The following is a 25,762-nucleotide window of genomic DNA, read 5'->3' as shown; positions in this document are numbered from 1 at the left end:
CCTTGATCGTGGCGTCGTAGCTTTCCGGATATTGGCTGCGCCACTGGTCTTGAAGCTTGCCCAGATCAAAGCTGAGGCCACTCGCCTGGTCCATCAAGCCGTCGATGCGATGGAGCGAACCGGTGAGTTGGCCAACGGAAGAGAAATCCAGACGCTGAAGATTGCGCGCCATGTTCTGCAGCATGGTCGCCTGATTCTGCAGCGACTGGATCTGGTTGTTGATCTGCTCCAATGCGCGCGCGGCCGTCAGCACGTTCTGCGCATAATTGGACGGATCGAACACGATAAGGGCGTAGGCGGGCTGCACATAGTCGGCCATAGGCTTGGCGATCAGGGAAACGGTGATCAGGCCGGAGAGAAGGCGTCGCCGCATCATGCAAATTGCTCCTTGTCTGGTTGAGGGAATTGCTTGAGAAGTTCGCCGGCCCAATCGAGGCCGCGCGCGATCAGGAACTGCGAGGCAAAGCTGCCTTGCCCGTCTTCGGACATGATCCTGTCGATCAGAGTCTGCGTGGCCGGATCGGAAGCACCGCAAAGCGCAAGAGCGATGGGGCCAAGCTCGAGCTCGAACAGACGGTTGCCGCGGCGCGATTGCAGATAATACTGACGCTTCGGCGTGGCGCGGGCGATCAATTCGATCTGCCGCTCGCTTAAACCGAAGCGCTCGTAGGCTGTGCGCGCCTGGGGTTCCACGGCACGATCATTGGGAAGGAAAATGCGCTGCGGGCAGCTTTCGATGATTGCCGGCGCTATGCCAGAGCCCGCGATATCAGCCAGCGACTGCGTAGCGAAGACAACCGACACGTTCTTCTTTCGCAGCACCTTCAGCCATTCGCGGATGCGGGCGGCGAACAGCGGATTGTCGAGATAGACCCACGCCTCGTCGAGCATGATCAGCGTGGGCCGTCCGTCGAACCGTTCCTCAAGTCGCTGGAACAGATAGGTAAGCACCGGCAGCAAAGCGCCTTGGCTGTGCATTAACTCCTCGGTCTCGAAACACTGCACATCCGACAAGGCCAGCCCATCATGATCGGCATCGAGCAGGCGGCCGAAGGGACCGTCGAGCGTGTAGGGCATCAATGCGGTCTTCAGCGCATTGGATTGAAGCAGGACCGAAAGACCGGTCAGTGTGCGTTCCTGCGCCGGCGCGGTGGCAAGGCTGGCCAGCGCTGACCAAATAGCCTCCTTCACCTCCGGCGTGACGGTGACGTTCTCGTGGGCAACAAGGCTGGCGATCCATTCGGCCGCCCAGCTTCGGCTAGCCTGGTCGTTGATGCTGCGCAGTGGCTGAAAGGCAAGGGAACCGTCCGCTCCTAGCGCGTGGTGTTCTCCACCCATGGCAAGTGTTGCAGCACGGGCCGAATTGCCTTTGTCGAAGACATAAACCTGGGCGCCGGCATAGCGCCTGAACTGCAGAGCAATCAGAGCAAGCAGAACCGACTTGCCGGCGCCGGTCGGACCAACAACCAGCATGTGGCCGACATCTTCGACGTGGGTGGAAAGCCGAAACGGTGTCGACCCACTGGTCTCGGCAACGAAAAGCGGTGGCGCTTCGGTTTGGGTGACTTTCGCGAGATGCTCGTTTGTCGCAGGACCGGCCCAAACCGACGACAGCGGCATGAGATGGGCAAGGTTCAATGTATGAACGAGCGGTTGGCGAACGTTAGCGTAGACATGGCCAGGCAATGAGCCGAGCCAAGCCTCGACCGCATTGACGCCTTCTCGGATCGTGGTGAAGCCGAGCCCATTGATGATGCGCTCGACCGCGCGAAGCTTCTCTGCAGCGGCTTGGCGATCCTCGCCCCACACCGTCACGGTGGTGGTGAGATAGCCGAAGCTCACATGATCGCCGCCCAATGCCTGAAGGGCTTCGTCGGCATCGAGCGCCTTGTTGTCGGCATCGCTATCGACAAGCGGGACCGGCTCGTTGGTAATGACCTCGCGTAGGATTGCCACGATCGATTTGCGCTTGGCAAACCACTGCCGGCGCAACCGCGTCAGCGTCTTCGTGGCTTCCGTTTTCTCGAGCGGAATGAAGCGCGTCATCCAGCGATAGGCGAAATCCTGATGATTGAGGGTATCGAGGATCCCGGGCCGGGTGAGGTTCGGAAAGCCGAGGATGGTCAGTGTGCGAAGATGCTGCTCACCCAGCATCGGCTCCAGGCCACCGGTAAGCGGCGCATCGACCAGTATTGCATCCAGATATATCGGCGTTTCGGGGGCCATGATAGGATGGCGGCGAGGCGAAATCGTGCCGTGGAGGTAGGTCAGCGTCTGAGCATCATCGAGGACGCGTACTTCGGACATGAAACCCGAGAAGAGATCGAGCACGCGGTTGGTCTCGTCACGGAACCTCGCCAGATCCTGGCGCCAGTCTCTTTCTCCTTGGGAATAATGAGAGTCGACGAGCGCGCTTTCTGCGCGCGCCTGGGCGTCCGGCGGTGGCATAAACACCAAGGTCAGATGATAGCGGCTCTCGTAGTGCGCTACCTTCCCCTCGAAAGCAGCGCGGCGTTCTTCGTCGACCAGCCACGACGCGGCGTCAGGAAAATGCGAGTTCGGATAGCCCAGCGCTTCTATGCGCTCGGCCTCAAAGAACAATGCCCAGCCAGAGCCAAGGCGTCTGAGAGCATTGTTCGCCCGGGCGCAAATGCCGACGAGTTCAGCCTCCGTCGCACTTTCGAGATCCGGGCCGCGGAACCGCAACGTCCGCTGAAAGCTGCCGTCCTTGTTGAGCACGATGCCGGGCGCCACCAAGGCAGCCCAGGGTAGATGGTCGGCAAGCCGGTCGGCTTTGCTTCGATATTCCGAAAGGTTCAGCATGCAAGCCACCCCTTCAGACGTAGGTGGCGCACAAGCACGCTGGCGAAGTCCGGATCGCGTCTTGCGGCAAAGACCGCTAACGAGTGGCCCGCGATCCAAAGCACCAGACCAGCAATCCATTGCTGCAAGCCGAAGCCAATGGCCGCGGCCACTGTACCGTTGAGGATCGCCACCGCGCGCGGAGCCCCGCCGAGCAGGATCGGCTCGGTCAGCGCCCGGTGGACCGGTACTGCGAAGCCCTCGATATGCTGCTCCCCGGCGGCCATCAGACGAGCGCCCCACCACCGAAGGAGAAGAAGGAGAGGAAGAAGCTCGATGCCGCGAAGGCGATCGACAGACCGAAGACGATCTGAATCAGGCGCCGAAAACCACCGGCGGTGTCGCCGAAGGCAAGCGTCAGGCCGGTGGTGATAATGATGATCACCGCAACGATCTTGGCGACCGGTCCCTGCACGGACTCCAGGATCTGCTGCAGCGGCTGCTCCCACGGCATGCCGGAGCCGGCCGCATAAACCGGGGCCGTGATAAGAAACGCGAGCGCTGTGGACGAAAGAAAGCGAAGCTTCTTGCGCATGAGGAAGGCCTTTCAAAGCTGCTGGAGTTGCGAAAGCGTGAGCGGGGCAACGGCGTAATCGCCGCTGCCGTCGAGACCGGTGACCTCGGCGATTGCGTCGATGTGGCGCGACGAGCCGCGTCCCGCTATAAAGACGATCAGATCTATCGCCTCAGCGATGAGCCGGCGGGGAACGGTGACCACCGCTTCCTGGGCGAGTTGCTCAATGCGATAGAGAGCCGAGCGCGCGGAATTGGCGTGTACGGTAGCGATGCCGCCTGGGTGCCCGGTGTTCCATGCCTTCAGCATGTCGAGCGCTTCCGCGCCCCTCACCTCGCCCACGATGATGCGGTCCGGCCTGAGCCTCAGCGTCGAGCGCACGAGATCGGCAAGGGTGACCGAGCCCCGCCTCGTTCTCAGGGCAACGCAGTCCCTGGCCGCGCACTGCAGTTCGCGTGTGTCCTCGATCAGGATCACCCGATCGTCGCATTCGGCGACTTCAGCCAGCAGAGCGTTGGCGAGTGTTGTCTTCCCCGAGGAAGTGCCGCCGGCGATCAGCATGTTGCGCCGCTCGTGGACGGCCTTTTTCAGCGCATCGGCCTGCAGCGGCAGCATGATGCGTTCGGCAACATAGTCGGCCAGGGTGTAGACTTTCGCGGCGGGCTTGCGGATGGCAAAACATGGCGCCAACACCACAGGTGGCAGCAGGCCTTCGAAGCGTTCGCCAGACGGCAATTCGGCACTGACGATCGGGTTGTCGGCGTGCGCCTCGGCGCGCACGTGCGAAGCAACCAGGCGGATGATACGTTCTGCCTCGGACGGGTGCATGTGAACGTCGGTATCGACCCGACCTTCGCCTAACCGGTCGAGTCGCAGCGCGCCGTCGGGATTGACCATCACCTCGATGACGGACGGATCGGCCAGGGCTTCGGTGATTGCCGGACCCATGGCGGTGCGTAGCATGACACGCCGCCGGTGGTCGGCCTCGGGATGAGAGCTCATCCTTCCCCTCCCCCACCATTGTCTTTGCTAAGCGACTTTTTGCCGGAAGCGATCTGGCGGCCGACCTTCTCAACGAATTTCTCGAAACGCTCTTGGGCAATAGCCTGCGTTGCCCGATCCGGGACCGGCGTGTGGGCATGAAGGGTGATCGAAAAGCGGATGAAGAGCGCCAGGCTCTCCAGGATCACCTCGGAATCGCGCCTGACGTGGGCAAGATCGCGGGAGAGCCGGTCAAGCCTTACGCCGTAGCGCCGATCGAACTCGCTCTCGCCACGCCGCTCGATGAACGCCTCGATCGCCTTCGCCACGATCGCTGATTTGGTCGTTGACGGATCGCGACTGAGGTTGTCCAGCTTCTCGCTGAGCTCCGGCTCAAGCAGAAACTGATGGCGAATGCGGTGCGGCTTCATGCGGCTCGTTCCGACGGCCCGGCGTTGCGCCGGCGACGGGAGAAGCATCGGCCAGACGCTCAAAATTGCTTATGGCCGTTATCTACGCTGAGGTGCGCTCTGCAACTCAGCGGACTTCAGAAGCCGGGAATGACATCGTCGCCCCTGCCCTCGTTGATACCGTAGGCGCGGGCCGCAGTGGAAATCCGATCCATGACACGCTTGTCCGCGAGCGCTTCGCTGTCATCGTCTGCGGGCTTGTACAGATCGGCCTGATCGGGCTCTTGAGAGACAACAACGTCTTCTTCGGGCAGGCTTGGATGGCGTTGCTGCTGAACGCCTCCCTCGTCTTCAACTGGCGCGTCGGCGCTTTCCTCGTCCGCAGCAAGTCGGCTATCGACGCTGCACACTTGTCCAGTCCAGCCGTCCGGGCGTGATGCAGGGCAGTCCGCATAGGGCCCGTCGTGCAGCACCGGCGCAGGCAGCACCCGATCTGTGAAATTCTGATCCTGATAATAGCGCAGCTTCTTGGCGCGGATCGGCGGCAACCCAGAAACCAGGACCAATTCGTCTGACGGCGGCAATTGCATCACCTCGCCTGGCGTCAGGAGCGGGCGCGCGGTTTCCTGGCGGCTCACCATGACATGTGAAAGCCAGGGCGCAAGCCGATGGCCCGCATAGTTGCGCATCGACCTAAGTTCGGTTGCGGTGCCGAGGGCATCCGAGATGCGCTTGGCCGTGCGTTCGTCATTGGAGGAAAAGGCAATTCGCACGTGGCAATTGTCGAGAATAGCATTGTTCTCGCCATAGGCCTTTGAAACCTGGTTCAAAGATTGTGCGATCAGATAGGAGCGAATGCCATAACCTGCCATGAAGGCGAGCGCCGTTTCGAAGAAGTCGAGGCGACCGAGCGCCGGAAACTCGTCCAGCATCATGAGCAGCTGATGCTTACGGCTCTTCTTCGGGTCCCCCTCCAGACGCTCCGTCAACCGCCTGCCGATCTGGTTCAAGATCAGTCGCACCAAAGGCTTGGTGCGCGAGATATCCGAAGGCGGCACGACCAGATAGAGCGACAGCGGTCGCTCTCCATCCACTAGGTCAGCGATGCGCCAGTCGCAGGACGAAGTGGCCGCCGCGACCGTTGGATCACGATAAAGCCCGAGAAAGGACATGGCGGTCGAGAGGACGCCTGAGCGCTCGTTTTCCGACTTGTTCAGGAGTTCGCGAGCCGCCGAGGCCACTACGGGATGGACCTGAGGGTTATGCCCCGTCCCGAGATGGTTTGTCGTCATCATCCGCCGTAGCGTTGCGGCAAACGAGCGTTGCGGGTCCGACAGGAAGGTGGCGACGCGGGCCAGCGTCTTGTCCTCTTCAGCGTAGAGCACGTGCAAAATGGCGCCAACTAGGAGTGAATGGCTGGTCTTCTCCCAGTGGTTCCGTCGCTCCAGCGCGCCCTCGGGATCGACGAGGATGTCGGCGATGTTTTGAACGTCCCGGATCTCATCTGGGCCTTTGCGCACCTCCAGCAGCGGGTTGTAGCGTGCCGATCTCGGGTCGGTCGGATTGAACAGAAGGCAGTACGAGAATTTCGACCGCCAGCCGGAGGTCAACTGCCAATTTTCGCCTTTTATATCATGAATGATGGCAGACCCGGTCCAGGAAAGTAGCGTTGGAACAACCAGCCCCACGCCCTTGCCCGAACGCGTCGGCGCAAATGCCATGACGTGCTCCGGGCCGTCATGGCGCAGATAGCGATCGTTCAGCCTACCGAGGAAAACGCCCGCCGGCCGTAACAACCCTGCCGTCTCGACCTCATGAGTCGTGGCCCACCGTGAAGACCCATAGGTCGTAACCGACCCGCGCTGTCGCGCGCGCAAAAGCGAGCCAGCGATTGCGGCGGCACAGCCCAGGAATCCGCTGGCGCCTGCAAGCGTACCGGCTTTGTCGAAGACCTCCGGCGCATAAGCATCGAAGTGGAACCACCATTCAAACAGCTTCCACGGCTTGTAGATTGGCCAGCCGGCGAAGAGAAACCATGGTGCGCCGAGAGGCGTCTGGTAGGTCAGCATTTGAGCGCACCATTGGGTTGCCGTCCATACGCCGATAATGACAATTGCGCACACAACGGCGATCTGCCCGATCAGTAGCTTCGTAGGTGTCATCGGCTTGGCCCGCTGAACAACGCGACCTAGCATCGCGCGGCGCAGCCGGGACAGGAATGTTCCTCACATACGATTTGGGAGCAATGAACGACTTCCTACGTATGCAGGTCGGTCAGCACGCGTGTTGCGCCTTCACGCGACACCATCCGCCACTCCATCCTTTCCATTCACCCTGAGGCCCGGCGCCGCCGACAGTTGCGTGACCGCTCCTCCGCAAAGTTATCTTCTGCGTTCAGGGAGCCACGGCGCCTGGGCTGGCTGATGAACACCGTCCGCTCGCGCATGTGGGGTCGAATTGATTTGTGCCCAAGTGGAGGCAGGCTCGTCTTCCAACAGTTGCCGCAGTTCCCCTGGCTCGAACGCCATCATCGGTGGGGAAGCGGGTTCATCCTCCAACAGTTGCCGCAGTTCCCCTGGCTCGAACGCCATCATCGGTGGGGAAGCGGGTTCATCCTCCAACAGCTGCCGCAGTTCCCCTGGCTCGAACGCCATCATTGGTGGGGAGGCAGGCTCGTCCTCCAACAGTTGCCGCAGTTCCCCTGGCTCGAACGCCATCATTGGTGGGGAGGCAGGTTCGTCCTCCAACAGTTGCCGCAGTTCCCCTGGCTCGAACGCCATCATTGGTGGGGAGGCAGGCTCGTCTTCCAACAGTTGCCGCAGTTCCCCTGGCTCGAATGCCATCATCGGTGGGGAGGCGGGTTCATCCTCCAGCAGCTGCCGCGGCTCTTCCTCGTGCGGCAAGCGCCTCCTTAGCCGGTCTTGCAGCGCCTGCCGATCGGCAACGAGGTTGTCGAGGGGCAGCGGCTCGTGGTCTGGCCGCTGCCCTTTCACCAATCGTTCAACCAGCGCCCACGTGCCCTCCAGGACAAATACGCCGCAATCATAATGGTTCGTCTGTCTGGCCATGGGGGCTGGCGCCAAGGTGGCATTCAGCAGTCCTGCGAGCTGTTTTGCAGGCACGTCGTTATATCCCTCTCGCTGGAGGGAGTCGTAGTGATAGGCGAACCGCCTTTCCGGGTCGCGGCGATCAACGAGCAGCAGCGACCAATGGGTGCCGGGGCTAGTAGCCGTGCCATTATTCACTGGCAAGAACAGGAAGTCGGCTGTGGCGTTGTTTTGATTATAGATGGACTGCAATATGCCTCGAGCGTCTTGCGGCGACGTGTGTCGCAGTAGATGGGATACGGAAGGATCCACCAGCCGAGTCCGGGCAGCGAGCGCCGGATTGATCCCCTGCAGTTGCCCCTCCAGCAAATTGTAATCTCTCTGGATATGGGCGTCGCTCAGCCATTCGGCGGCGCCGAGCACCCGCCCCGTTGCAACGTTGGACGGGGCTGTCGGATCGAGCGCCCCGATCTGAGCCCCAGAGGAACTGGTAGTCAGTGTGGTCACATCAACCAGTGGAAGGCCGCGGTAGGTGCCTGGCAGCCTAGCGGTTGCTGGCGAGGCGGGTTGGGGAGCTCTTGCCGGTGCCGCTGGCCCAGCTTCAGCAGCGGCCCCAACGCGCCTGGTGACTGCGTCTGCCGGATGAGCAGAAAGGACAGTTTCGCGCCCGAGCACAATGCGCGGCAGGATATCCCGGAGGTGAGCCAATGCAGAACTGATACTTAGCCTATTACCATAGGAGACAGCCTTGAAGCTCTCAACATCTTTATCCAGCGATTTGTCGTGAATCCGAGCCGCAATCCCAAGCTTGTTATTTTGACGCAGGTACTGACTAAAATGTCTAAGAAAATTTGTATAGCCGCCCACGGTATCTGGATTCCGTCCGGTCGCAGGCGCTGCCAGGTACTCCTTGGTCGAAGCGGCTCTGTAATTTCTAATGAGCTCGGCATCGTCAGGATAGGGGATCACGACAGGGCGAGCCATAATCGGGGCTCCGCCTGTCGACTTCTTGAGGTAACGCAGTGCGCCAGCCACGGTGGAGGAACCACCCGTACTCTCGTACTCCTTGAGATCCTGATCCAGCGACGAATGGTAAAGCCGAGCAGCAAACCCTGGCTTGTTGTTTTGAAGGAGCCACCGACTAAAGCCGAAAAGAGAATTTACATTGTAAGTGACCGTGTTCGCTTTGGCCTTACCCGCGTGGAATGCTGCCCTCAGCCCTTCGATAGCGGTCGCATCGTTGGAATAGACAGGACGCTTGTCGGCACCGTCGGGGACTACAATTGGACGATCCGGCTGCACTGTCGAGGGCATCGACCCACCACCTCCGGGATGCGGTGCTGGGGTGGATTCGTGCTCATCCCTCTGCCTGACGAGCTGCGCCTCACATTCCGGTGTAGCCACCTTATGAGGATCCTGCATCGGTTCGATCCCCTCCATCTCCTGCTGCAACCAAGCCAAAGCTTGGCGAGCGGCCTGCGCGGCTTCATCAACCGCGGAGGATGTCTCCACACCTCTGGCGGACGCCGGCAGAGCCTGCTCCGCCCGCCGTCGAAAGAGCTCTGGCGAGGCGGATTTCTCCGCCCACAATCTGGGCTGCGTAGCGAGTCCCCGTCCAGATTTATGTGGCACCGCCTCGCTTGGCAGCGGGCTGCTCCTGTCCCGTGCAGCTACCAGCTCCTCCGGGGCGCCCTGGTCGCCGTGGCGCCAGTTCAAGTGAGGGACGGCCTCTCCAAAGTCGGGCGCTTGGTGTTGGTGCGCGGTTGGGGCGAGAGACAATGGTAGATCGGTGCCCTCCTTATAACCTACCGGCAGGAGCTCCTCTGGCCAATCGAATCCCTGCTGTGGTGCGGTATGCTGAGCAGCGTCGCCACGGGGACGAGCCTCCATGCTGACCGCGTTTTCCAGATGATTCCCGAGTATAACGCGCGGCGGGTTCTTGCGGAGATAAACCAGCGCAGATTCGATCGGAGCTCCACCATTAGAGGAGGCGGCCTTGTAGCTCTCAACATCTTTATCCAGCGATTTATCGTAAATGCGACCCGCAATTCCGAGCTTGTCATTTTGACGTAGGTAATGACTGAAATGGTTAAGAGCAGTTGCGTAGCCGCTCGCGGATCTGAAATGTCTGGTGAGCGCGGCGTCGTCAGGATGGGGGTTCAGGACAGCGCGACCCACAATCGGGCCGGCTCCGCCCATCGACTTCATCAATTGACGCAGTGCGCCAGCCACGGTGGAGGAACCACCCCTACTCTCGTACTCCTCGAGATCCTGGCTCAGCGACGGATGGTAAAGCCGAGCAGCAAGCCCTGGCTTGTTGTTTTGAAAGAGCCAACGACTAAAGCCGAAAAGAGAATTTGTGCTGCGAGTGACCGTGTCCGGCCTGGCTTTACCCGCAAGGAGTGCTGACTTCAGCCCTTCGATGGCGGTGGCATCGTTGGAATAAACAGGACGCTTGTCGGCACCGTCGGGGACCACAATTGGACGATCCGGCTGCACTGTCGAGGGCATCGACCCGTCGAGATGCGGTGCTGGGGTGTATTCGTGCTCGTCCCCCTGCATCACAAGTTGCGCCTCCCGTTCCGATGTACCCACCTGATGGGTGGGGAGTTGCATCATCACGCGAGCGCCTGAGTTGCCAACCTCACCTGGTTGCCGCTCAGTGACAGCATGCTGCAGATTGCTTTGGATCCTCTGCCTCTTCGTTGGTCTCAACTCACCTTTACCATGCGAGCCATTGACGAGGACCTCCTCGCCTGGCGCACCCATCAACTCGTCCGCCGCCTGCAGTTCGCCCAAGTGCTGCTCAAAACCGGCTTGGCCGGCCTGTCCGCTTGCTCGTGCGGTACGGCGTGCTGCACCTGCAGCCAAGCTGCCACGATGAATGTCTAGTTTGTACGGGTGCACGCTATCCTCACTTCCACAGATCACATGAGCAACCTACTCAGGCAAGCTTTCGAGAGGCTGACGAGGTCCGCCGCCGCGGAAGGCGAAGGCTGGTTTTCTGCTCAGCGGTTGACGGCCTCGCGTGTTGCGGCCGCGCCGGGTATCACGCCAATCAATCTGAATAGTCGATGCGTCAAACGAACCAGGATGGGATTTTCGTAGCGGGGCTGCTCTACTCACTCTTGTCCTGAGGGCAGAATTCAACCATATCGCCGAGCAACTGGATGCCGATTGGATACCCGATCCGGAAAGCTTCAGCTCCTATGTGACGCGAGGATGAGAATCGTGGCAGCTCCAGACCGGCGGGCTGCCACCGACACCGGCGATGACCGACGAGGGTCTTCTATTGCCAAGGCAATCGTCCGTTCGGGGACCTATGTGTTCCAATGCTCGTCGAGCGGATCGGGTGGGCGGCACCGCCGTAGCGTTACGGCGAGCGGAAGCGGCGTTGGTGTGCGGCTTTTCCCCTGAACGCTTCACACGAGGCTGATAGTGGATCTTGCAATCGCACACACGCGGTCTGCAGGCGTGCCCATCAAGCAGTTTGCGCAGACCAACGTCGCGGCGAGCCGATCCTCAATACGCAGCGCAAGTCCTAGACTCCACGATCGTCCTTCGGTGAAGATTTGCTCGCGCCTCGCCCTGATTACAGCCGATAAGGCGAGCTAACAATTGCAAGAGCCACAAGCTATTCCAGCTCGATCGGTTTGGTGTTCCAGTCGGGCGGGGTCTGACCGAGAATGTTGCGAACGAAGAAGTCTAGGAGTTTGCGCTCGGTGTAGGTGCCTAGAGTATGGTGATTGGCACCAGGAACGTAGACCATGTCAAAATCTTTTCCTGCCTTGATGAGTCGATCGGCAAGCTGGAACGAGCAAAACGGATCGACATTATCATCCATTTCGCCGACCGCGATCATCAGCTTGCCCTGCAGCCTGTGAGCATTGTCAACGGCGGAGGATTGCGAATATTCAATGCCGACCGGCCACCCCATCCACAGTTCGTTCCACCAGGTCTTGTCTATCCTGTTGTCGTAGCAGCCGTTTTTGGCGACGGCGACCTTGTAGAAATCGGGGTGAAAGAGCAGCGCGCTGACTGCACTCTGGCCGCCGGCGGATGCGCCAAAAATGCCGACGTTGGATATGTCGTACCATGGATATTGCGCGGCCGCCGCCTTGTGCCACAGAATGCGATCGGGAAATCCTGCGTCCTTCAGATTCTTCCAAGCAACATCATGGAAGGCGCGGGAGCGGTTGTTGGTGCCCATGCCGTCGATCTGAGCAACGACGAAGCCCAGCTGCGTGAGCGGCTCTGTCCACCGCGAGAAGGATTTCGGGACGAAGGAGCCGTGGGGTCCAGCATAGATATTCTCCACAACCGGGTATTTCTTCGTCGGGTCGAAGTTGGCTGGCAGGTGGAGCACGCCCCAGATATCAGTTTTGCCGTCGCGCCCCTTGGAATGGAAACTGAGCGGCGGCTGCCAGCCTGCGGCGACGAGCTCGGAAATGTCGGCCGTCTCGATCTGCTGGAGCTTGGCATTGTCGCTGGCGCGGTAGAGTGCCATGCGCGGGGGCAGATCGATGCGTGACCAGAGATCGACATAATAGCGCCTGTCAGGCGAGAACTCGATATGGTGGTTGGCCGGTTCGGGCGTCAGTGCAGTCAGTCCCTTGCCGTCAAAGCCGATGCGGTAAGCATGGACCCAATAGGGGTCCTCCTGCGGGTTCATCCCGCTCGCCTCGAACCAGATCTGACGCTTGACCGGATCGACATGGTTGACCCTCCGGACGACCCACTCACCTCGGGTGATCTGGTTTTCGAGCGCGCCTGTCCGGCCGTTGAAAAGATACAAATGCTCATACCCGTCGCGCTCGGATGCCCAGATGATCTCCTTCCCGTCATCGACATCGAAACGGAAGATTTTTCCGGCATCCTCCTGGCCATGCCCCAGCGGCAAATAATCAACGAATGTCTCGCTGGTCTCATCGATCAGGGAGCGCCCGTGGCCCGTGGCGGCGTCTACCTCGACCAGGCGATAGAGCTGATGCCCGCGCTGGTTATATTCGAAAGTGAAGCCGCGGCTGTCCGCCCACCACCGGAGAGCGGAAAGTTCGAAGACGTTCGAGAAGAGGGCATCGTCAATCACGATCTGGCGCGGGCCGGCAATGTCGAACAGGACCGGCTGGGGCAGCGGAAGGACATCGCCCGGCCTGGGATAGAATATTGTTGAATATTCCCGCTCCAACTGGTCCGTCGAAGAATTGAGATAGCGGACCTCCCGCCTATAGCCGGGGCGAACAAGGTAAGCGGCGAGGTGGCGCGAGTCCGGCGACCAGCTCAGCGTCGAAAAGACGTAGCAATTGCCTTCGGCTCCGTCCCGGCTCAGAGGAACATCCTGCAATCCGTCCTCGCTGCGCAGGAAAACATTGCAGTTCTTGATATAGGCGATCCATTTGCCGTCGGGCGACGCGTTGCTCTTGTCGGGGTTGTTCTCCGCTGGCGGCGTGTAGCGGTGGCTGAGCTCCCTAGGGTCCCCTTTCCTTGCATCGAACGTGGTGCTGGTACAGTCGTAGCTTGCAAGGTCGCAGCTCCACCGGGTGTCTTCAATCTGGAAGTCGAGCCTGCGACCATCCTCACTCAGTTCGAAACGGTCGAACGGAAGATTGCCGGCTTGATAGCTCTCATGGCTCACCTTGTTTAGCGCTGCCGCCAGACGCGCCTGATCGAAAGCGGGCCGCTTGAAACCCGTGGCAGCATCGACCTGCATGAACTGCTGCTCGCCGTGGCTAGTCCGGCGGTAGACTAAGGCTTCACCCCCGGTCAGCCAGAAAGGCATTTTGGGGACATTGACAGTGAGCCCGCCATATCGATCGTTGATCGTAAGTGCGCGCTTGAAATCGGCCGGCGCTAGCGGCGGGTGTAAACTTTTCGAACCCTTGGCCAGCGTCTGAGTTGCCGATCCCCGTGCCGCGCGCGTCAAAGCGCCGATCCTGGACATACCTGTTCACTTCTTTCGGTTTTCGGAATGCGAATTTTGAAGTTGGGTTCTCGTCGCCGGTCTGCAGCAGCGCCGAGCGTCGCCTTGGAGGAGAGCCAGCACGCGGGTGCAGCCAGGCCGCGCAACAGGGGCGCTCCTTGGACATCCAGGCACTGGTCGGGTGCCGATTGAAGAGTTGGCGTCCGCCGCCGAAACAACCAGGAAAGAGCGTCCATGCAGCCCTGACGCGACTATTTCCTCCGCGAGTATGGCCGCTTGCTTTTCTACATCATCTGAAAGGTCCTGCTCTAGTCGGGCCGGATGTCACCCCGGCAGAAATCATTGTGCTATTTCGACAATCTCCGAGCGATTGCCGCCGGCCCATGACGAGGTTTACCGATAGGGCGCAATATGCGTGCCAAAGGAAAAGCGGTTTAAATACACGGCAATCCGCCTATGTCGCATCCCCAACATCGTCGTACACCGGACAATGCCGGACGAAATTGTCCCGGGGCGTCAAATTGGTTTTGATGGTGACCCAAGGAGTTCTGGCCTTATCTGAGGCGTTCGGCCTTTTTCGAGAGCCGGACTCTTCGCGCGTTTCCGGCGACCCGAAGCGCCTGATCAAAGCTGACGGCATTCCCGGGTCTTGGCCTTGCCACAGCAGCACCTGCTGCATCAATTCCGACGGACGCTGTAGAACACCTGCAACACACGGCCCGCAGCAATTTCTCCGGCGCAACGCTGGGGCGACCGCCTTTGGCACTGCAGGCGTACATGCCGGAAAGGATGCCGTCTAGCCGCACCAGCGCTCCATTGATCATCAGCCGGTGCGGGCACAAGGATGATCGGCTGGAACGAAATCTTCCAAGCTTCATCGTGAACAGCTGCTCCATGAACACATCGCTCCCGTGCATCGAGCCGTCTCGCCAGGGGGATCAATAGTCTGTCTTTGGCGTAGGTATTTCAGCAGCCTGCTGCTAGCGTGCGGACGACGCCGACATCAACCGGCGGACAAATGCGCCGAGGGCAACAAGCGCGCCTGACGCAACGCCGCCAGATCAGCCGAGCCGGTGCAGAAGCAGGCGACGGCCAACTGGCGGATGACGATCTCGAAATGCGCGACAACCGCCTCGGTGGACACTGTCGCCGCGCCCAGCACGCTGGCCGCCTGCCCGGCGATGTCCGCGCCCAGGCGGATGGCCTTGGCCACGTCGACGCCATCGCGGATCCCGCCCGACGCGATCAGCTTCACCGTTGGCAGCGCCCGGCGCACCGCCTGCACGCTGGTCAGGGTGGGAATCCCCCAATCGGCGAACGACATCGCCACTGCACGGTCGGCGGCATTGCGGGCGCGCTCGCCCTCCACTGCGGCCCAACTGGTGCCGCCGGCGCCGGCGACATCGATTACCGCCACGCCCGCCTCGACGAGCGCACAGGCCACCGAGGCGGACAGGCCCGCCCCCACTTCCTTGGCCACGATCGGCACCCCCACGATGCGCGCGGCGCCAGCGATCAGCGCCAGGACGCCGCGCCAGTCGCGGTCGCCCTCCGGCTGTACCGCTTCCTGCAGCGGATTGAGATGGACGATGAGCCCATCGGCCTCCAGCGCGTCCACCTGCGACGCGCCAGGTCCAGGCCGTCGGCCTCCCGCAGTTGCGCGGCGCCGATATTGGCCAGCAAGGGAATGTCTGGCGCCAGGCGGCGCAGCGCGCGCGTTAGCCCCTGGGAGTTGCGGGATTGCAGGCTCACACGCTGCGAACCGACGCACATGGCGATCCCCAAGGCTTGCGCTGCCTCGCTCAAATACCGGTTGATGGCCTCGGCCCGTGGCATGCCGCCGGTCATAGAGCTGATCAGCAGCGGCGCGCGCATAGCCTTGCCCAGCAGCGAGGCGCGCAGGTCGATCTGCGTCAGGTCCAACTCGGGCAGTGCGCAGTGTTCGAAACGGATGTACTCCCAGCCAGCGGCCACCGTGGCCGGCGCCGTTCGCCGATCCAGCACGATGTCCAGATGTTCGTCCTTTCGCCGGCTCAGGGCGGTGTCGCTCATGCTCGCTCCATCCGTAGCAGCGGGCGACGGCGTTGCGTCGGATCGAACCGACGGCAGGGCGCCCAAGCCGCCGCCTCCGGCGCGTTCAGGCCGACGCACGCTGGCCTCCCCCTGCAGCGTCGCTGCGGTAGCGGCTGGTCGAAGTCTGGTAGTACTGCGCGCGGATCGCCGCCATCGCCTCGATCAACGGTCCCCACGGCGCGGGAAAGCATTCTTCCGCCATCACCCGGTGCAGCATGCGCGTATGGCCGGCCAACTCGTCGTTGAGGAACTCAACCACAGGCATAGCCGGATAGCGCTGCAGAAGCAGGATCGCCGCGTTGTCGCCGGCCGACCTGTCCTTGTCGCGTCCATGCAGATCGTTCTGCAGGCGCCCTATCACTGAGATGAGCCGCAGGACCTGGCGAAACGCTGGACGCGCGCGCAAGGTCGCCATGTCCAGCCCCCACAGCAGCGACAGGCAACAGAACACGTTCCCGTAAGCGATCGAATCGATGCCGTTGTGCAGGTACTCGGCGTAAGACCAGCGTCGCGCCCCTGCCGCCTGCGCGTGTCCGGCGCGCAGCGCCGCGCAGTAGCACCGGGTATAGTCGAGAAGCCGAGCATAGTCGCGACGATCGTAGGCGAGCGCAGCCAGCGAAGCGCGCAGCTGAGCGCAGCCCTCGAATCCGGAGAGCACGCACGGTACGCCGTGCCCCAGCGCCTGCTCCACGGCGGCGAGCTGCTCCGGCGCGATCAGGCCAAGGTCGTTGCAATCGTCTAGCCAGAACAGCAGCGCCAGTTCGCGATAGAACGCCACGATCAGCGTTTCGTCCTGCGGATCGCGGCCGGTGCGGGCGCTGGTGTCGCGCAGGCTCGGGTGAATGCGTTGCAGGATATACTGGCCGCCCCTTACCGCTTCCTCACCATGCTCATCGGCGAAACCGGTCAGGGTACGCCCCCACTCCAGGACCTGCTGCAGCGCGCGTTCGGTCTGGATCATGGCGCCGCTCCTGCTCCCTCGGCTACGACGCGCCGCCCCCAACGAAGCGCCAGCCACAACCCGGCGAGTTCGGCCACGCGCACGACCCGGGTAGGGCAATACAGTTCCTTGCCGATCCACAGCGGCGCCTCCGGCATTTTATGCGCCGCATGGCGGGCGAGCATCCACTCCAGCGCACGCGCTACCGCCTGCGCGATCCGCCGGCGCCCTGTTGGCTCTTCGCTCCCGTTCATCACGTGCAACGTGAACAGCGCATAGGCGGTTTCCTCGAATGTTGACGCGCGACCGGCGCCCCAGCCGCCGTCGTCGCGCTGCGCCTGCAGCAGCGCCGCCAGCGCGCGCTCGTCGCGCCACTTGGGCTTGCCTTGCGCCAGCGCAGCGACCGCATGCGCGGTGGGATACAGCCACGAAACGTGCCATTTTTCGTTGTCCCAAAGACCATGCGGGTTGCGTTTGGCCTCGATGTAGGTGCTGGTGCCGGCGGCGGGCTTTCCCAACAGTCGCAGCGCATGCAGGGCATGGATGTTGGTCGACACCGAGGCATTGCGCTCGCCGGGAAAGGTGACGAACAGCTCGCCGATTTCGAAATGGCACAACGCATCGACCGCCGGGGCGCGGCCTGCAAGGCGCAGGACGCACAACGCAACGGCGGTGTCGTCCGCATCGGCCGCGAAGTGCAAGGCCGGCCCCAGACCGCGCACGCCCAGGCGGGCGTCGAGCTGGGCGACGATCACGCGCACCGCATCGGCGAGCGCGGGATGCGCGAACAGCCCGACCAGATGCAAGGTGTACAGCGCCCAGCATGGCTCGAACACATTGATAGGCCAGACGTTGGGAACGACGCCTTCGATGCCGCTGTGCGTCGCCCGCGATGCCGCCTGCAGATACGCGTCGGCGCGCCCGACCTGCGGCGTGCTCCCCTGTTTCACGGCGTGCGCACGCCACGCGGCGGTGGCCGCCGGACTGATGCCGATGCTACCGTAGTCATCCGGGCATAGGGTGGCCGGCGACGTCCCCCAGGCTTCCCAGGAGTGCAGCAACGGATGGCCGCTCGGCAACGTCGCCACCGCACCCAGCTTGAGCAGGCACGCTTGCCGCAATGGCAACAGCGCCGGGTGGCGGGGAAACGCCACGCCGCCCAGCAAGGATGCGGCCTCGCCACACAACTGCGGCAGGATCAGCTCAGCGCCGATCGGCGCGTCTTCTGGCACGGCATGCGCGTACGGATCGGGCTGGCGCTCGAGGAACCGGATTGCAGCCTGGACTGCGTCGGCAGCGCCGGGAAGAGGATCGGCACGTTGCAATGCCAGCAACGCCGCCCACGTGGGCGCATGGCGAAACAGCGGGAAGTCCGCGCTTCCCCATCCGCCATCGGCCTGTTGCTGCGCGATGAGCCACGCGTATGCGTCCTGCCGACCGGTGAGGTTGCCGTGGAACTGCAGAGCTCGCGCGGTGTCATAGACGCACGGACCGACGCTGCCGCCGTCGCTCATCTCGCTCAGCAGGTGGCGCAATTCGGAAAGGAGCTGTTCGGACAGCGCGTTCACGTGGGATGTTCCTTCTGCAGACGGTTGACGAGAACCAGGATCGGGCAGACGCCGCGCACGTCGCCGCAGGCCCGTCGCGGCCAGGCCGCGGGCAGCGCCGGACGGCCGCCCTGCTGCGGCTCGACGCCGCGCCCGATGCTGGCGCCGGTCCGCCGCATAGGCTTGGCGCAGCGCGCCGCGTGCGCCGCGGCCGTGCTGGGCAACCGCTGCGATCGGCGCGCCGGAGTCGGAAACAGTGCAGCATGCACCGTTGCCGCCGGCCGATCGCAGCGGCACAGGGGCGACTCCATTCGGACGGGCGCTCAAGCGCATGGCGCGTGCTCCAACAGATACGTGTTGGCCCGCTGCAGCATCTGCGCCAATCGTTCCGCACGTGGCCCTAGCAGGGCGATGGCCTCCCCGGCGTCGCGCAACAGATCAAGCGCGAACTGGCGCGCAGCCTGCAGCCCCATGATCGACGCGCAGGTCGGCTTCTGCGCCGCCGCGTCCTTGCCGGGGGTCTTGCCCAGCGTCGCGGTATCCGCTGTCGCGTCGAGAATGTCGTCGACCACCTGCAACGCCAGGCCGAAACAGGCGCTGTAGCGATCGAGCGCATCGTACAGCGCAGCGTGCGCAGAATCCTCCGCGATGGCGCATAGCGCACCCATGCGAACGGACGCGCGCACTAGCGCTCCGCTCTTCATCCGGTGCATCGCCACGATCTTGTCTAGCTCGACGTGCTTTCCGACCAGCGACAGATCCATGGCTTGCCCGCCTGCGGCACCCTCGGCGGACACCGCCTGCGCCAGTTCGCGCACGAGCGCGATACGGTTATCGCCCGGCGCATCCAGGCTCGCCAGGGTCAGGAAGGCGTGCGCCTGCAGCGCATCGCCGACCAGGATCGCGGTGGCTTCGCCGAATTTGACGTGCACGGTCGGAAGGCCGCGGCGAAGCACGTCGTCGTCCATCGCGGGCAGGTCATCGTGGACTAGGGTACAGGCATGCATCATCTCGATGGCGGCGCCGACGTCGTCGATCATGTGCGCCGAGTTGTCGGCCAGTGCGCCGGCAGCCAGACAGAGCAAGGCGCGGGTTCGCTTGCCGCCATGCAAGGTGGCGTAGCGCATCGCCGCCATCAGCTCGGTCTCACAGTCGCCTTCGGCGCAGAGAAGACGCGCCAGCGCCTGTTCGACCCGCTTTGCGCTGTCCTGCACCCAGATTTCCGGCAGCAGCCTGCCGGGTGCGCCGCGCGCCTGCGCGCCAAATTCGACGAGCGCGGAAATGCCAGTTCGATCGTCGTTTGGCGTGGGACCGGCCTGCATATTGTTCATCTCCTTGTACCTGACAGGAGGCGGCCACGGCGAGCCACACGGGACATGCGATGGAAGCTCATGAGAATCCGATGCAGATTGTCATGGACGGATGTGCGGTCGGGTAATAGCGCTGGCCTTTTTCGGCGTCGTTCAGCAACCGTGGCCGCACCCCGGCCTTGTGCATGGTCAGCGCCAACGCGATGCAGAACTGCACCAGTTCCAGCCATACCAGGTGGTAGCCGATGCAGACGTGTGGGCCGGCACCGAACTGCAACATGTCAACCGGCCGGATCGGCTCCGTGCGTTGCAGCCACCGCTCGAGTCGGAACTCATCAGGCGCCTCGTGCAGCAGCGGCGAGGTCGAGAAATGCAGCAGCGGGATGCCTAGATGGGTGCCCGCGGGAATGCGTCGTTGGCCGAGTTGCAGTTCCTGCAGCGTGCGACGCGGCAGGAGCGTGACAGGAGGATGCAGGCGCAGCGTCTCGCGGAACAGCGCCTCGGCGACCGGACAATGCGCCAGGTCCGCGTGCCGGGTCGGCACCGCGCCCACGCGTTGCGCCTCTTCGACCAGGGCGTCCCACAGCACAGGCTGCCGCGCCAGCTCGATCACCATCCAGGCCATCGTCGAGGCGGTGGTCTCGTGACCGCCTAACAGCAGCAGGCGGATATTGGCGACCAGAACGTCATCGGAGAGCTCATCGTCGCTGCGATCGAAGGCGCTCACCATGTCGCTGATCAACCCGGTGCGCGCGGCATGCGAGCGCGCGTCGCGGACGAACTGGCGCAACTGCGCGTCGATCCAGTCGCGGGCGGCGCGGCCGCGCCGCAAGGGGAGGCCGGGCAGGTCGATCGGGGGCGCGACGATCAACTGCAGCAGTTGCCGGTACTTGCGATGCCATCCCGGCAGGTCCTGGGCGGGGATTCCCATGAGGCTGAAGATGAGCTTGAGCATCAGGTCGCCGGTTTCGCACAGGATGGTTACGTCGCCGCGGTCGCGCCACGCCTGCACCCGCGCCCGGATGACGGGCGCGAACAGGTCGCCGATGCCGGCTTGGGTCAGTCCCTTGGGCAGCAACGCCGCCTTGATCGCATCGCGCGCCTGCCGGTGCGCGCCGCCGTCCTGGGCGACCAACGTTCCGCCGAGCAATTCGGGCGCCATCTCTCCGATCAGCGCGGAGGACACGTCCTTGTGCCGGAGCAATGCGAACGCATCCGGATCCACGCAGATCATCAGGTGTCCGGCAGGGCCGAAATTCAGCCAGAAATGGCTGCCCAGCGTCCGTTCCGCGCGCCGCAGCAGGCGCGGCAGGTCGCGGACCATGGCGGGAAAATGCCCGACCAGGGGGAACGCGCCGGGCACGACCGGGATGTCGTGCCAAAGCCGGTGGCGACGGTTCAGCGGGTTGAGCAGCATGTCCATCAACTCCATCAGCAGCGCGGCGCCGCGGCCGCTTCGGCGGTGTCGCCGGCAGGCGGCATGGCGCGGCTGTTGCCACCGTCGGCGTATGTCGGCACATGCACCAGCATGTCGCCGCCGATGCACACGACCTGGCGGGTGATGAACGCCGCATCGTCGGAGAGCAGGAACGCCATCAGCGCGGGCACGTCCTCAGGGCGGCCGACGCGCGGCAGGACCTGGTGTCGGCGCGGATGCCGTTGCATGCACTTGTCCAGCTTGGCGAGCAGACGCTCGGTCATGGTGAGACCCGGAGCAACCGCGTTGCAGCGGATTTACGCATGACCGTACTGGGTTGCGAGGGAGGCCGACAGCATGTTCATCGCCGCCTTCGACGCGGCGTAGGACGTCTGCGCGGTGTCACCGCTGAGCCCCTGGCACGACGACATGTTGACGATCACGCCAACGCCGCGGGCGATCATCCGTGGGATGGCCTGCCGGCAGCAGAACAGCGCGCCGCGCAGTTTGGTCACCATGGTCTGATCCCAGACCGCCGGGTCCAGGTCGAGGATCGCGCGGTCGTGCGGGGTCAGATACATGGCCCTCGCGTCGAAGTGCCGCTGCGCCGTCTCGAACAGCGCTGCCACCGCCTGCGCGTCGGCGATGTCCAGGGCTAGGGCCAGCGCTTGGCCCGCTTCTGCCGCGATCTGCGCGGTGAAGGCGATGGCCGCCGAGCCATCAATGTCGGCCACCACCACGTCTTCAAACCGTCCCATCGTGTCCTCCTGGATTGCGTTGGTCTTTCGCGGCATGCCGCTCGGGCTCCGCCGGAGAAGGCGCAGGGTCGGCGTTGGCGCGCTCGTCATCGCAAGCGTCGCTTTCGATGACCCGAATTGCAGCGACCGGGCACTGGCTGGCCGCGAGCCGCACGGCGGCGTGCAGCGCCTGCGGCACTGTCGCCACGCATACTTCGACCACGCCGTCCGGTTCGCGCTGGCGAAAGGTGCCCGGCAGCGTCAGCACGCATTGCCCGGTGGTTCCGCACAGATCCTGGTCGACCACGACGCGCATCTCAAGCCCCCCGCTGCGCATGCAGCCTCACCGGCAGCGCGCGGAACGTCCTAAGGAACGCGGAGGGCTCCCGGGTCGGCTGCTTGGCCAATGTCAGCGTGGGGAAGCGCGCCTGGATCTGCGGCAGGCTCTCGGCCAACTGCATCCGGGCCAGTTGCGCACCGGGGCAGAAGTGGATGCCGTGGCCGAAGGTCAGCATGATCTTCCCGTCTGTCGACATGCCAGGATTGGTGCCGTAGAATCGCGCAGGGTCGAAGCGGTCGGGATCGGCGAAGGCGTCCGGGTCGCGATTGCTGGCCGCGATGAGCACGCGCACGTCCGCGTTCTTGGGGATTACCACGCCGCCCAGTTCGATGTCGCGCTGGGCGATACGCGGAGTGACGCTGAACAGGACGGGCGAGTCGCGGCGCAGGACTTCTTCGACGAATGCCTTCACCCCCTTGGCGTCTTCCTGCACCCAGTGCCGCTGTTCGGGATACGCCAGCATCGCCAGGACCGCATGGTCGATGGTCGCAGCAGTGGTGGCGAAGCCGCCCAGCAGCATGCCCCAGAGCATGCTGATCAACTCCTCATCCGACAGCGTGTCGACATCATCGTCGTGTGCGCCGACCAGCATCGACACGATGTCGTGGCAGGGATCGGTTCGCTTGCGCTGTATGAGGTCCCCGAAGTAGGCCTGCACCCTGGCGCTGGCCGCGTCCGCCGCGGCGAGTTGGGGATCGCTGGCGTGCGGGCCAAGGCCTTCCACAATGGTGCCGATGCCGGCGGCGAGCCCGAACATATCGTCCTGGGGAAGGCCGAACAATTCGGCGAAGGCCAGCATGGGCAAGGCCAGCGCGAATTCCCGATGCAGGTCCACCGCATCCCCGCGCTCCAGCGCGGGCGCTATGCCGTCCAGGCGCTCTGCAAGATGCGCGCGATGCTCGGCCGCAGGTTGTCGACCTGGCGCATGGTGAAATCGGGCGAGATCAGCCGCCGCAGGCGCGTATGCGTCGGTGGATCCTTCATCGCCACCGTGGACGCCATCAGTTTGAGCGACAGGCTGGTCGCCGCACGCGGGAAATAGCGCGCCAGCTCGCCCGGCGTCGGTCCCCGAAACGCATCGCCCGTGGCCTTGAGCGCCCAGTAGATGTCGGCGTGTCGGCTCAACAGAAAGAGGCCCGACGCCGCGCGATGCACCGGATCGTGCTCGCGCAACCACCGCATGAACGGATACGGGTCGTGGATGCACGCTGGCGACGCCAGTTCGGCGAAGGCGTCCCGGCATGCTGCCGTGGTTTCTTGGACGTCCATATTAGTTACCTCTTGGCTGGCTGATCAGACCGGTGCGCCAGGGGCGCCGGCAAAATTGCGGAGAAGATCGCGAATCCCGGCGGCGTCCGCATCACCAGAGAACCGGGAACTCCTCGAACCCGCCAGTGATGATCTCCTTGCGCAACTTCAGTTCTTCGGGCGCCACGGCCAAGCGCAGCGCGGGAAAGCGCTCGAAGATCGAACCGAACACCACCTTGAGTTCCAGCCTGGCCAGCGCCATGCCGACGCAGTAGTGCGCCCCGTAGGAGAATGCCAGGTGCGGGTTTTCGTCGCGTCCGATGTCGAAGATTTTCGGGTCGTCGAAATGGCGCGGATCGAACGAGGTCGCCGGCAGGCCGACCAGCACCTTGCTCTCCGCAGGAATATCCACGCCCGCGATGGTTACGTCGGTCCTCGGATAGCGCATGATGCCGTCCCAGCCCGCGCCTGGCGGGTACATGCGCAGGATTTCCTCCACCGCCTTGTCCACTAGAGATGGATCGCCGACCAGGCGTTCGCGCTGTTGCGGATAGCGGAACATGGCCAACATGCCGAATTCGATCTGTGCGCAGGTGCTCTCGTGCCCGGCCACCAGCATGCCCGCAGCCAGGCCGATCGCCTCTTCCTCCGTCGCCTTGCCTTGGTCGACCGCCGCCAGCAGATCCGTCAGCAGGTTGTCGCCCGGATCCGGGCGCTTGTCCCGCATCTTGCCGCGAATGTAGGCGCGCAGGTCTTCCCAGGCTAGGCGCGACGCGCTGCGCGGGCCGCTTTCATGCTGGTGCGTCATCACCTCGTCGGACAGCCCGGCAAAAAAATCGTGATCCTCGTAGAGCAAGCCCATCAGCGCGCAGATGACCATGGTCGGAAGGGGAAAGGAGAGGTGGCGCCGCAGGTCGGCGGGCTGGGGCTGGGCCGCCAGGGTCTCGAACAACTGCCCGGCGATCGCCTCGACCTGCTGCGCGAGCAGCTTTACCCTTGGGTTGCTGAAGGCCGGTGCCACGATCGTGCGTAACCGGGCATGCTCGCTCCCCTCGTGTGAAACCAGCCACCCCGGCGAACCGAGGATCACCGAATCCGGTGAAAGCCGCCGGCGGCATTCCCGCGGGCCGGAACGCCGCGTCGGACAGCACCGCCTTGGCCTCGTCGTAGCCTGTCACCCACCAGCCTTCGTGCCCGGACGGGAAGCGCACGCGGTGGATCGGACCGTTGGCGCGTAACGCCAACATCTCGGGCGAGGGCTCGATATGATCTACGCGCCACATCGGCAGCGTCGGCAGCGGTTGTTCGGACGTCGTGGCACTTCACTTTCTAACCGATGGAAGGGCAATCCGTGTTGCTAGCATCTCAATTGCAAAGGCCGCGCCAAATCTCACTGGGCAGTAAACGCATGGCTCTCCCCGAAAACCTCCACGATCCCGGCATGTCGACTATGCGGAACCCGACATGTCGGCTTTTGCCAGTGTCAGCTTTCGTTCACGCATGACGCGTTTCGCGCGCCGCCCACCCAAGCCCGTGAGCACGCTCGGCAAGGGCGCCCCAGGCGGCTTGCAGACCATCAGGCCGCATCTCCGCGCCATAACGGCGATCGCGAAGTTATCGATCCGATTGCCAGTTGCTGATGCAAGCTCTTGTGAACGGCCGTTTGGAGCCGGCCCGCAGCCCCGCCGGCAGTATCGAGCAAGCCGCTTGCGCCGGCTCGCCATTAGCAGGCGAGGACGAAGGTCGCCGGCGGCAAACGCACGCGAGCACATTGCAAGCGACATCCGCGAACGCGGCGCCGACTGGTCAGCCTCCGCCTCGGTGCCCGCATATGTCCGCGAGTCGAGCAGCGCCTGCGCCACGAAATGAGCAGAACGCGTTACGAACATCGACCGCCGGCTGCTGCGCATGCGCGATGATGAGGCCTGGTCTCGCAGCGGCATGCGTTCCGAGAGATGCTGCACCAGGTACGAGGCGACCTTATCCAACAAGGCACCACTTGCGCTGTTTTGTGGAGACGAGCGTCGGCATGCATCCATGCGGGTGCTTGAGTGGTGAAGACTCTGAACGACGGTTCCTATGGCGCTGCCGGCGCAATCAGCTGCTTGGGGACGCGTGACGCAGATCAAAGCTCCCCTTGCCGAGCACGGAGCAGGCGAGTGAGAGAGCAGATGAATAGGCGTGTCGCCAATATTTTCGCATTGCTCTAATCGATTATAGTTGTGAGGAGCAATTTGAGACCATTTACTTGCGGCTCAAGTCACCCATAAAAGAAGGCAAGCACCGATTCGGTAGCTTATCCCCTGTCTTTCGCGTACTCGCGGCCGTGGCGCCGGGTGAACGATTGAAGACCGCCGGTCTCACTCGCAGGTGGGTGCCAGGGCGTGGGGCGGTTGGCAAGCCACAGGAGTAGGAC

Annotated in this window: 14 protein-coding genes and 4 pseudogenes; all 18 read right to left on the bottom strand. The window is 63.2% G+C overall.

Annotated features, from left to right (window positions below):
• On the bottom strand, nt 1-376 hold a 376-nt coding region (gene trbJ / locus EOB36_RS16310), incomplete at its 3' end, for a P-type conjugative transfer protein TrbJ (RefSeq protein WP_128285230.1).
• Nucleotides 373-2,823 carry a conjugal transfer protein TrbE gene (trbE, locus tag EOB36_RS16305; protein WP_095488544.1) on the bottom strand — a complete coding sequence of 817 codons (2,451 nt, stop codon included), beginning with the start codon at nt 2,821-2,823 and terminating at the stop codon, nt 373-375. The genes trbE and trbJ, both read right to left, overlap by 4 nt.
• Nucleotides 2,817-3,089 (bottom strand): VirB3 family type IV secretion system protein, encoded by a 273-nt coding sequence (locus EOB36_RS16300; protein ID WP_024502852.1) that lies wholly within the window; start codon nt 3,087-3,089, stop codon nt 2,817-2,819. Before EOB36_RS16300 ends, trbE begins: the two co-directional genes overlap by 7 nt.
• Nucleotides 3,089-3,397: a TrbC/VirB2 family protein gene (locus EOB36_RS16295; RefSeq protein ID WP_024502851.1), complete on the bottom strand. Its 309-nt coding sequence runs from the start codon at nt 3,395-3,397 to the stop codon at nt 3,089-3,091. The genes EOB36_RS16300 and EOB36_RS16295 overlap by 1 nt, the downstream gene beginning before the upstream one ends.
• Nucleotides 3,398-3,409: 12 nt before the next feature.
• A complete protein-coding gene (gene trbB / locus EOB36_RS16290) occupies nt 3,410-4,378 on the bottom strand; it encodes a P-type conjugative transfer ATPase TrbB (RefSeq protein ID WP_128242904.1) in 969 nt (322 codons plus the stop codon).
• Nucleotides 4,375-4,788 carry a CopG family transcriptional regulator gene (locus tag EOB36_RS16285; protein WP_095488561.1) on the bottom strand — a complete coding sequence of 138 codons (414 nt, stop codon included), beginning with the start codon at nt 4,786-4,788 and terminating at the stop codon, nt 4,375-4,377. The genes trbB and EOB36_RS16285 overlap by 4 nt, the downstream gene beginning before the upstream one ends.
• A 116-nt stretch (nt 4,789-4,904) precedes the next feature.
• Nucleotides 4,905-6,929 (bottom strand): conjugal transfer protein TraG, encoded by a 2,025-nt coding sequence (locus EOB36_RS16280; protein WP_024502848.1) that lies wholly within the window; start codon nt 6,927-6,929, stop codon nt 4,905-4,907.
• A gap of 219 nt (nt 6,930-7,148) precedes the next feature.
• Nucleotides 7,149-10,613, bottom strand: a complete 3,465-nt coding sequence (locus EOB36_RS16275; protein WP_245330027.1) for a Ulp1 family isopeptidase — start codon at nt 10,611-10,613, stop codon at nt 7,149-7,151.
• An 835-nt stretch (nt 10,614-11,448) separates the two neighbouring features.
• A complete protein-coding gene (locus EOB36_RS16270; protein ID WP_095488546.1) occupies nt 11,449-13,755 on the bottom strand; it encodes a S9 family peptidase in 2,307 nt (768 codons plus the stop codon).
• Nucleotides 13,756-14,737: 982 nt separating this feature from the next.
• Nucleotides 14,738-15,786: pseudogene (gene fni, locus EOB36_RS16265) on the bottom strand (type 2 isopentenyl-diphosphate Delta-isomerase).
• 85 nt (nt 15,787-15,871) lie between these two features.
• The gene (locus EOB36_RS16260; protein WP_095488547.1) at nt 15,872-16,768 is read right to left on the bottom strand and encodes a hypothetical protein; all 897 of its coding nucleotides are present in this window, start codon (nt 16,766-16,768) and stop codon (nt 15,872-15,874) included.
• A complete protein-coding gene (locus tag EOB36_RS16255; protein WP_095488548.1) occupies nt 16,765-18,315 on the bottom strand; it encodes a hypothetical protein in 1,551 nt (516 codons plus the stop codon). The genes EOB36_RS16260 and EOB36_RS16255 overlap by 4 nt, the downstream gene beginning before the upstream one ends.
• A gap of 302 nt (nt 18,316-18,617) precedes the next feature.
• A complete protein-coding gene (locus EOB36_RS16245; protein WP_128285232.1) occupies nt 18,618-19,616 on the bottom strand; it encodes a polyprenyl synthetase family protein in 999 nt (332 codons plus the stop codon).
• A gap of 67 nt (nt 19,617-19,683) precedes the next feature.
• Nucleotides 19,684-21,027 (bottom strand): cytochrome P450, encoded by a 1,344-nt coding sequence (locus EOB36_RS16240; RefSeq protein WP_095488550.1) that lies wholly within the window; start codon nt 21,025-21,027, stop codon nt 19,684-19,686.
• 8 nt (nt 21,028-21,035) lie between these two features.
• Nucleotides 21,036-21,815, bottom strand: a pseudogene (locus tag EOB36_RS16235) (SDR family oxidoreductase).
• Nucleotides 21,766-22,074 carry a ferredoxin gene (locus tag EOB36_RS16230; protein WP_095488563.1) on the bottom strand — a complete coding sequence of 103 codons (309 nt, stop codon included), beginning with the start codon at nt 22,072-22,074 and terminating at the stop codon, nt 21,766-21,768. The pseudogene EOB36_RS16235 and the gene EOB36_RS16230 overlap by 50 nt, the downstream one beginning before the upstream one ends.
• A 1-nt stretch (nt 22,075) precedes the next feature.
• Nucleotides 22,076-23,367, bottom strand: a pseudogene (locus EOB36_RS16225) (cytochrome P450).
• 91 nt (nt 23,368-23,458) lie between these two features.
• Nucleotides 23,459-24,629 (bottom strand): annotated as a pseudogene (locus EOB36_RS16220) (cytochrome P450).
• Nucleotides 24,630-25,762 lie beyond the last annotated feature (1,133 nt).

Source organism: Mesorhizobium sp. M6A.T.Cr.TU.017.01.1.1 (genome assembly GCF_004023115.1).
GTDB lineage: Bacteria > Pseudomonadota > Alphaproteobacteria > Rhizobiales > Rhizobiaceae > Mesorhizobium > Mesorhizobium mediterraneum.
The sequence above is the reverse complement of the archived record's forward strand: the minus strand, read 5'-3'. Positions and strand labels throughout refer to the sequence as shown.

Coding starts and splice junctions, on each gene's coding strand:
- trbE (WP_095488544.1), bottom strand. CDS start 2,823: ATGCTGAACCTTTCGGAATATCGAAGCAAAGCCGACCGGCTTGCCGAC.
- EOB36_RS16300 (WP_024502852.1), bottom strand. CDS start 3,089: ATGGCCGCCGGGGAGCAGCATATCGAGGGCTTCGCAGTACCGGTCCAC.
- EOB36_RS16295 (WP_024502851.1), bottom strand. CDS start 3,397: ATGCGCAAGAAGCTTCGCTTTCTTTCGTCCACAGCGCTCGCGTTTCTT.
- trbB (WP_128242904.1), bottom strand. CDS start 4,378: ATGAGCTCTCATCCCGAGGCCGACCACCGGCGGCGTGTCATGCTACGC.
- EOB36_RS16285 (WP_095488561.1), bottom strand. CDS start 4,788: ATGAAGCCGCACCGCATTCGCCATCAGTTTCTGCTTGAGCCGGAGCTC.
- EOB36_RS16280 (WP_024502848.1), bottom strand. CDS start 6,929: ATGACACCTACGAAGCTACTGATCGGGCAGATCGCCGTTGTGTGCGCA.
- EOB36_RS16270 (WP_095488546.1), bottom strand. CDS start 13,755: ATGTCCAGGATCGGCGCTTTGACGCGCGCGGCACGGGGATCGGCAACT.
- EOB36_RS16260 (WP_095488547.1), bottom strand. CDS start 16,768: ATGATCCAGACCGAACGCGCGCTGCAGCAGGTCCTGGAGTGGGGGCGT.
- EOB36_RS16245 (WP_128285232.1), bottom strand. CDS start 19,616: ATGCAGGCCGGTCCCACGCCAAACGACGATCGAACTGGCATTTCCGCG.
- EOB36_RS16240 (WP_095488550.1), bottom strand. CDS start 21,027: ATGGACATGCTGCTCAACCCGCTGAACCGTCGCCACCGGCTTTGGCAC.
- EOB36_RS16230 (WP_095488563.1), bottom strand. CDS start 22,074: ATGCGCGTCGTGGTCGACCAGGATCTGTGCGGAACCACCGGGCAATGC.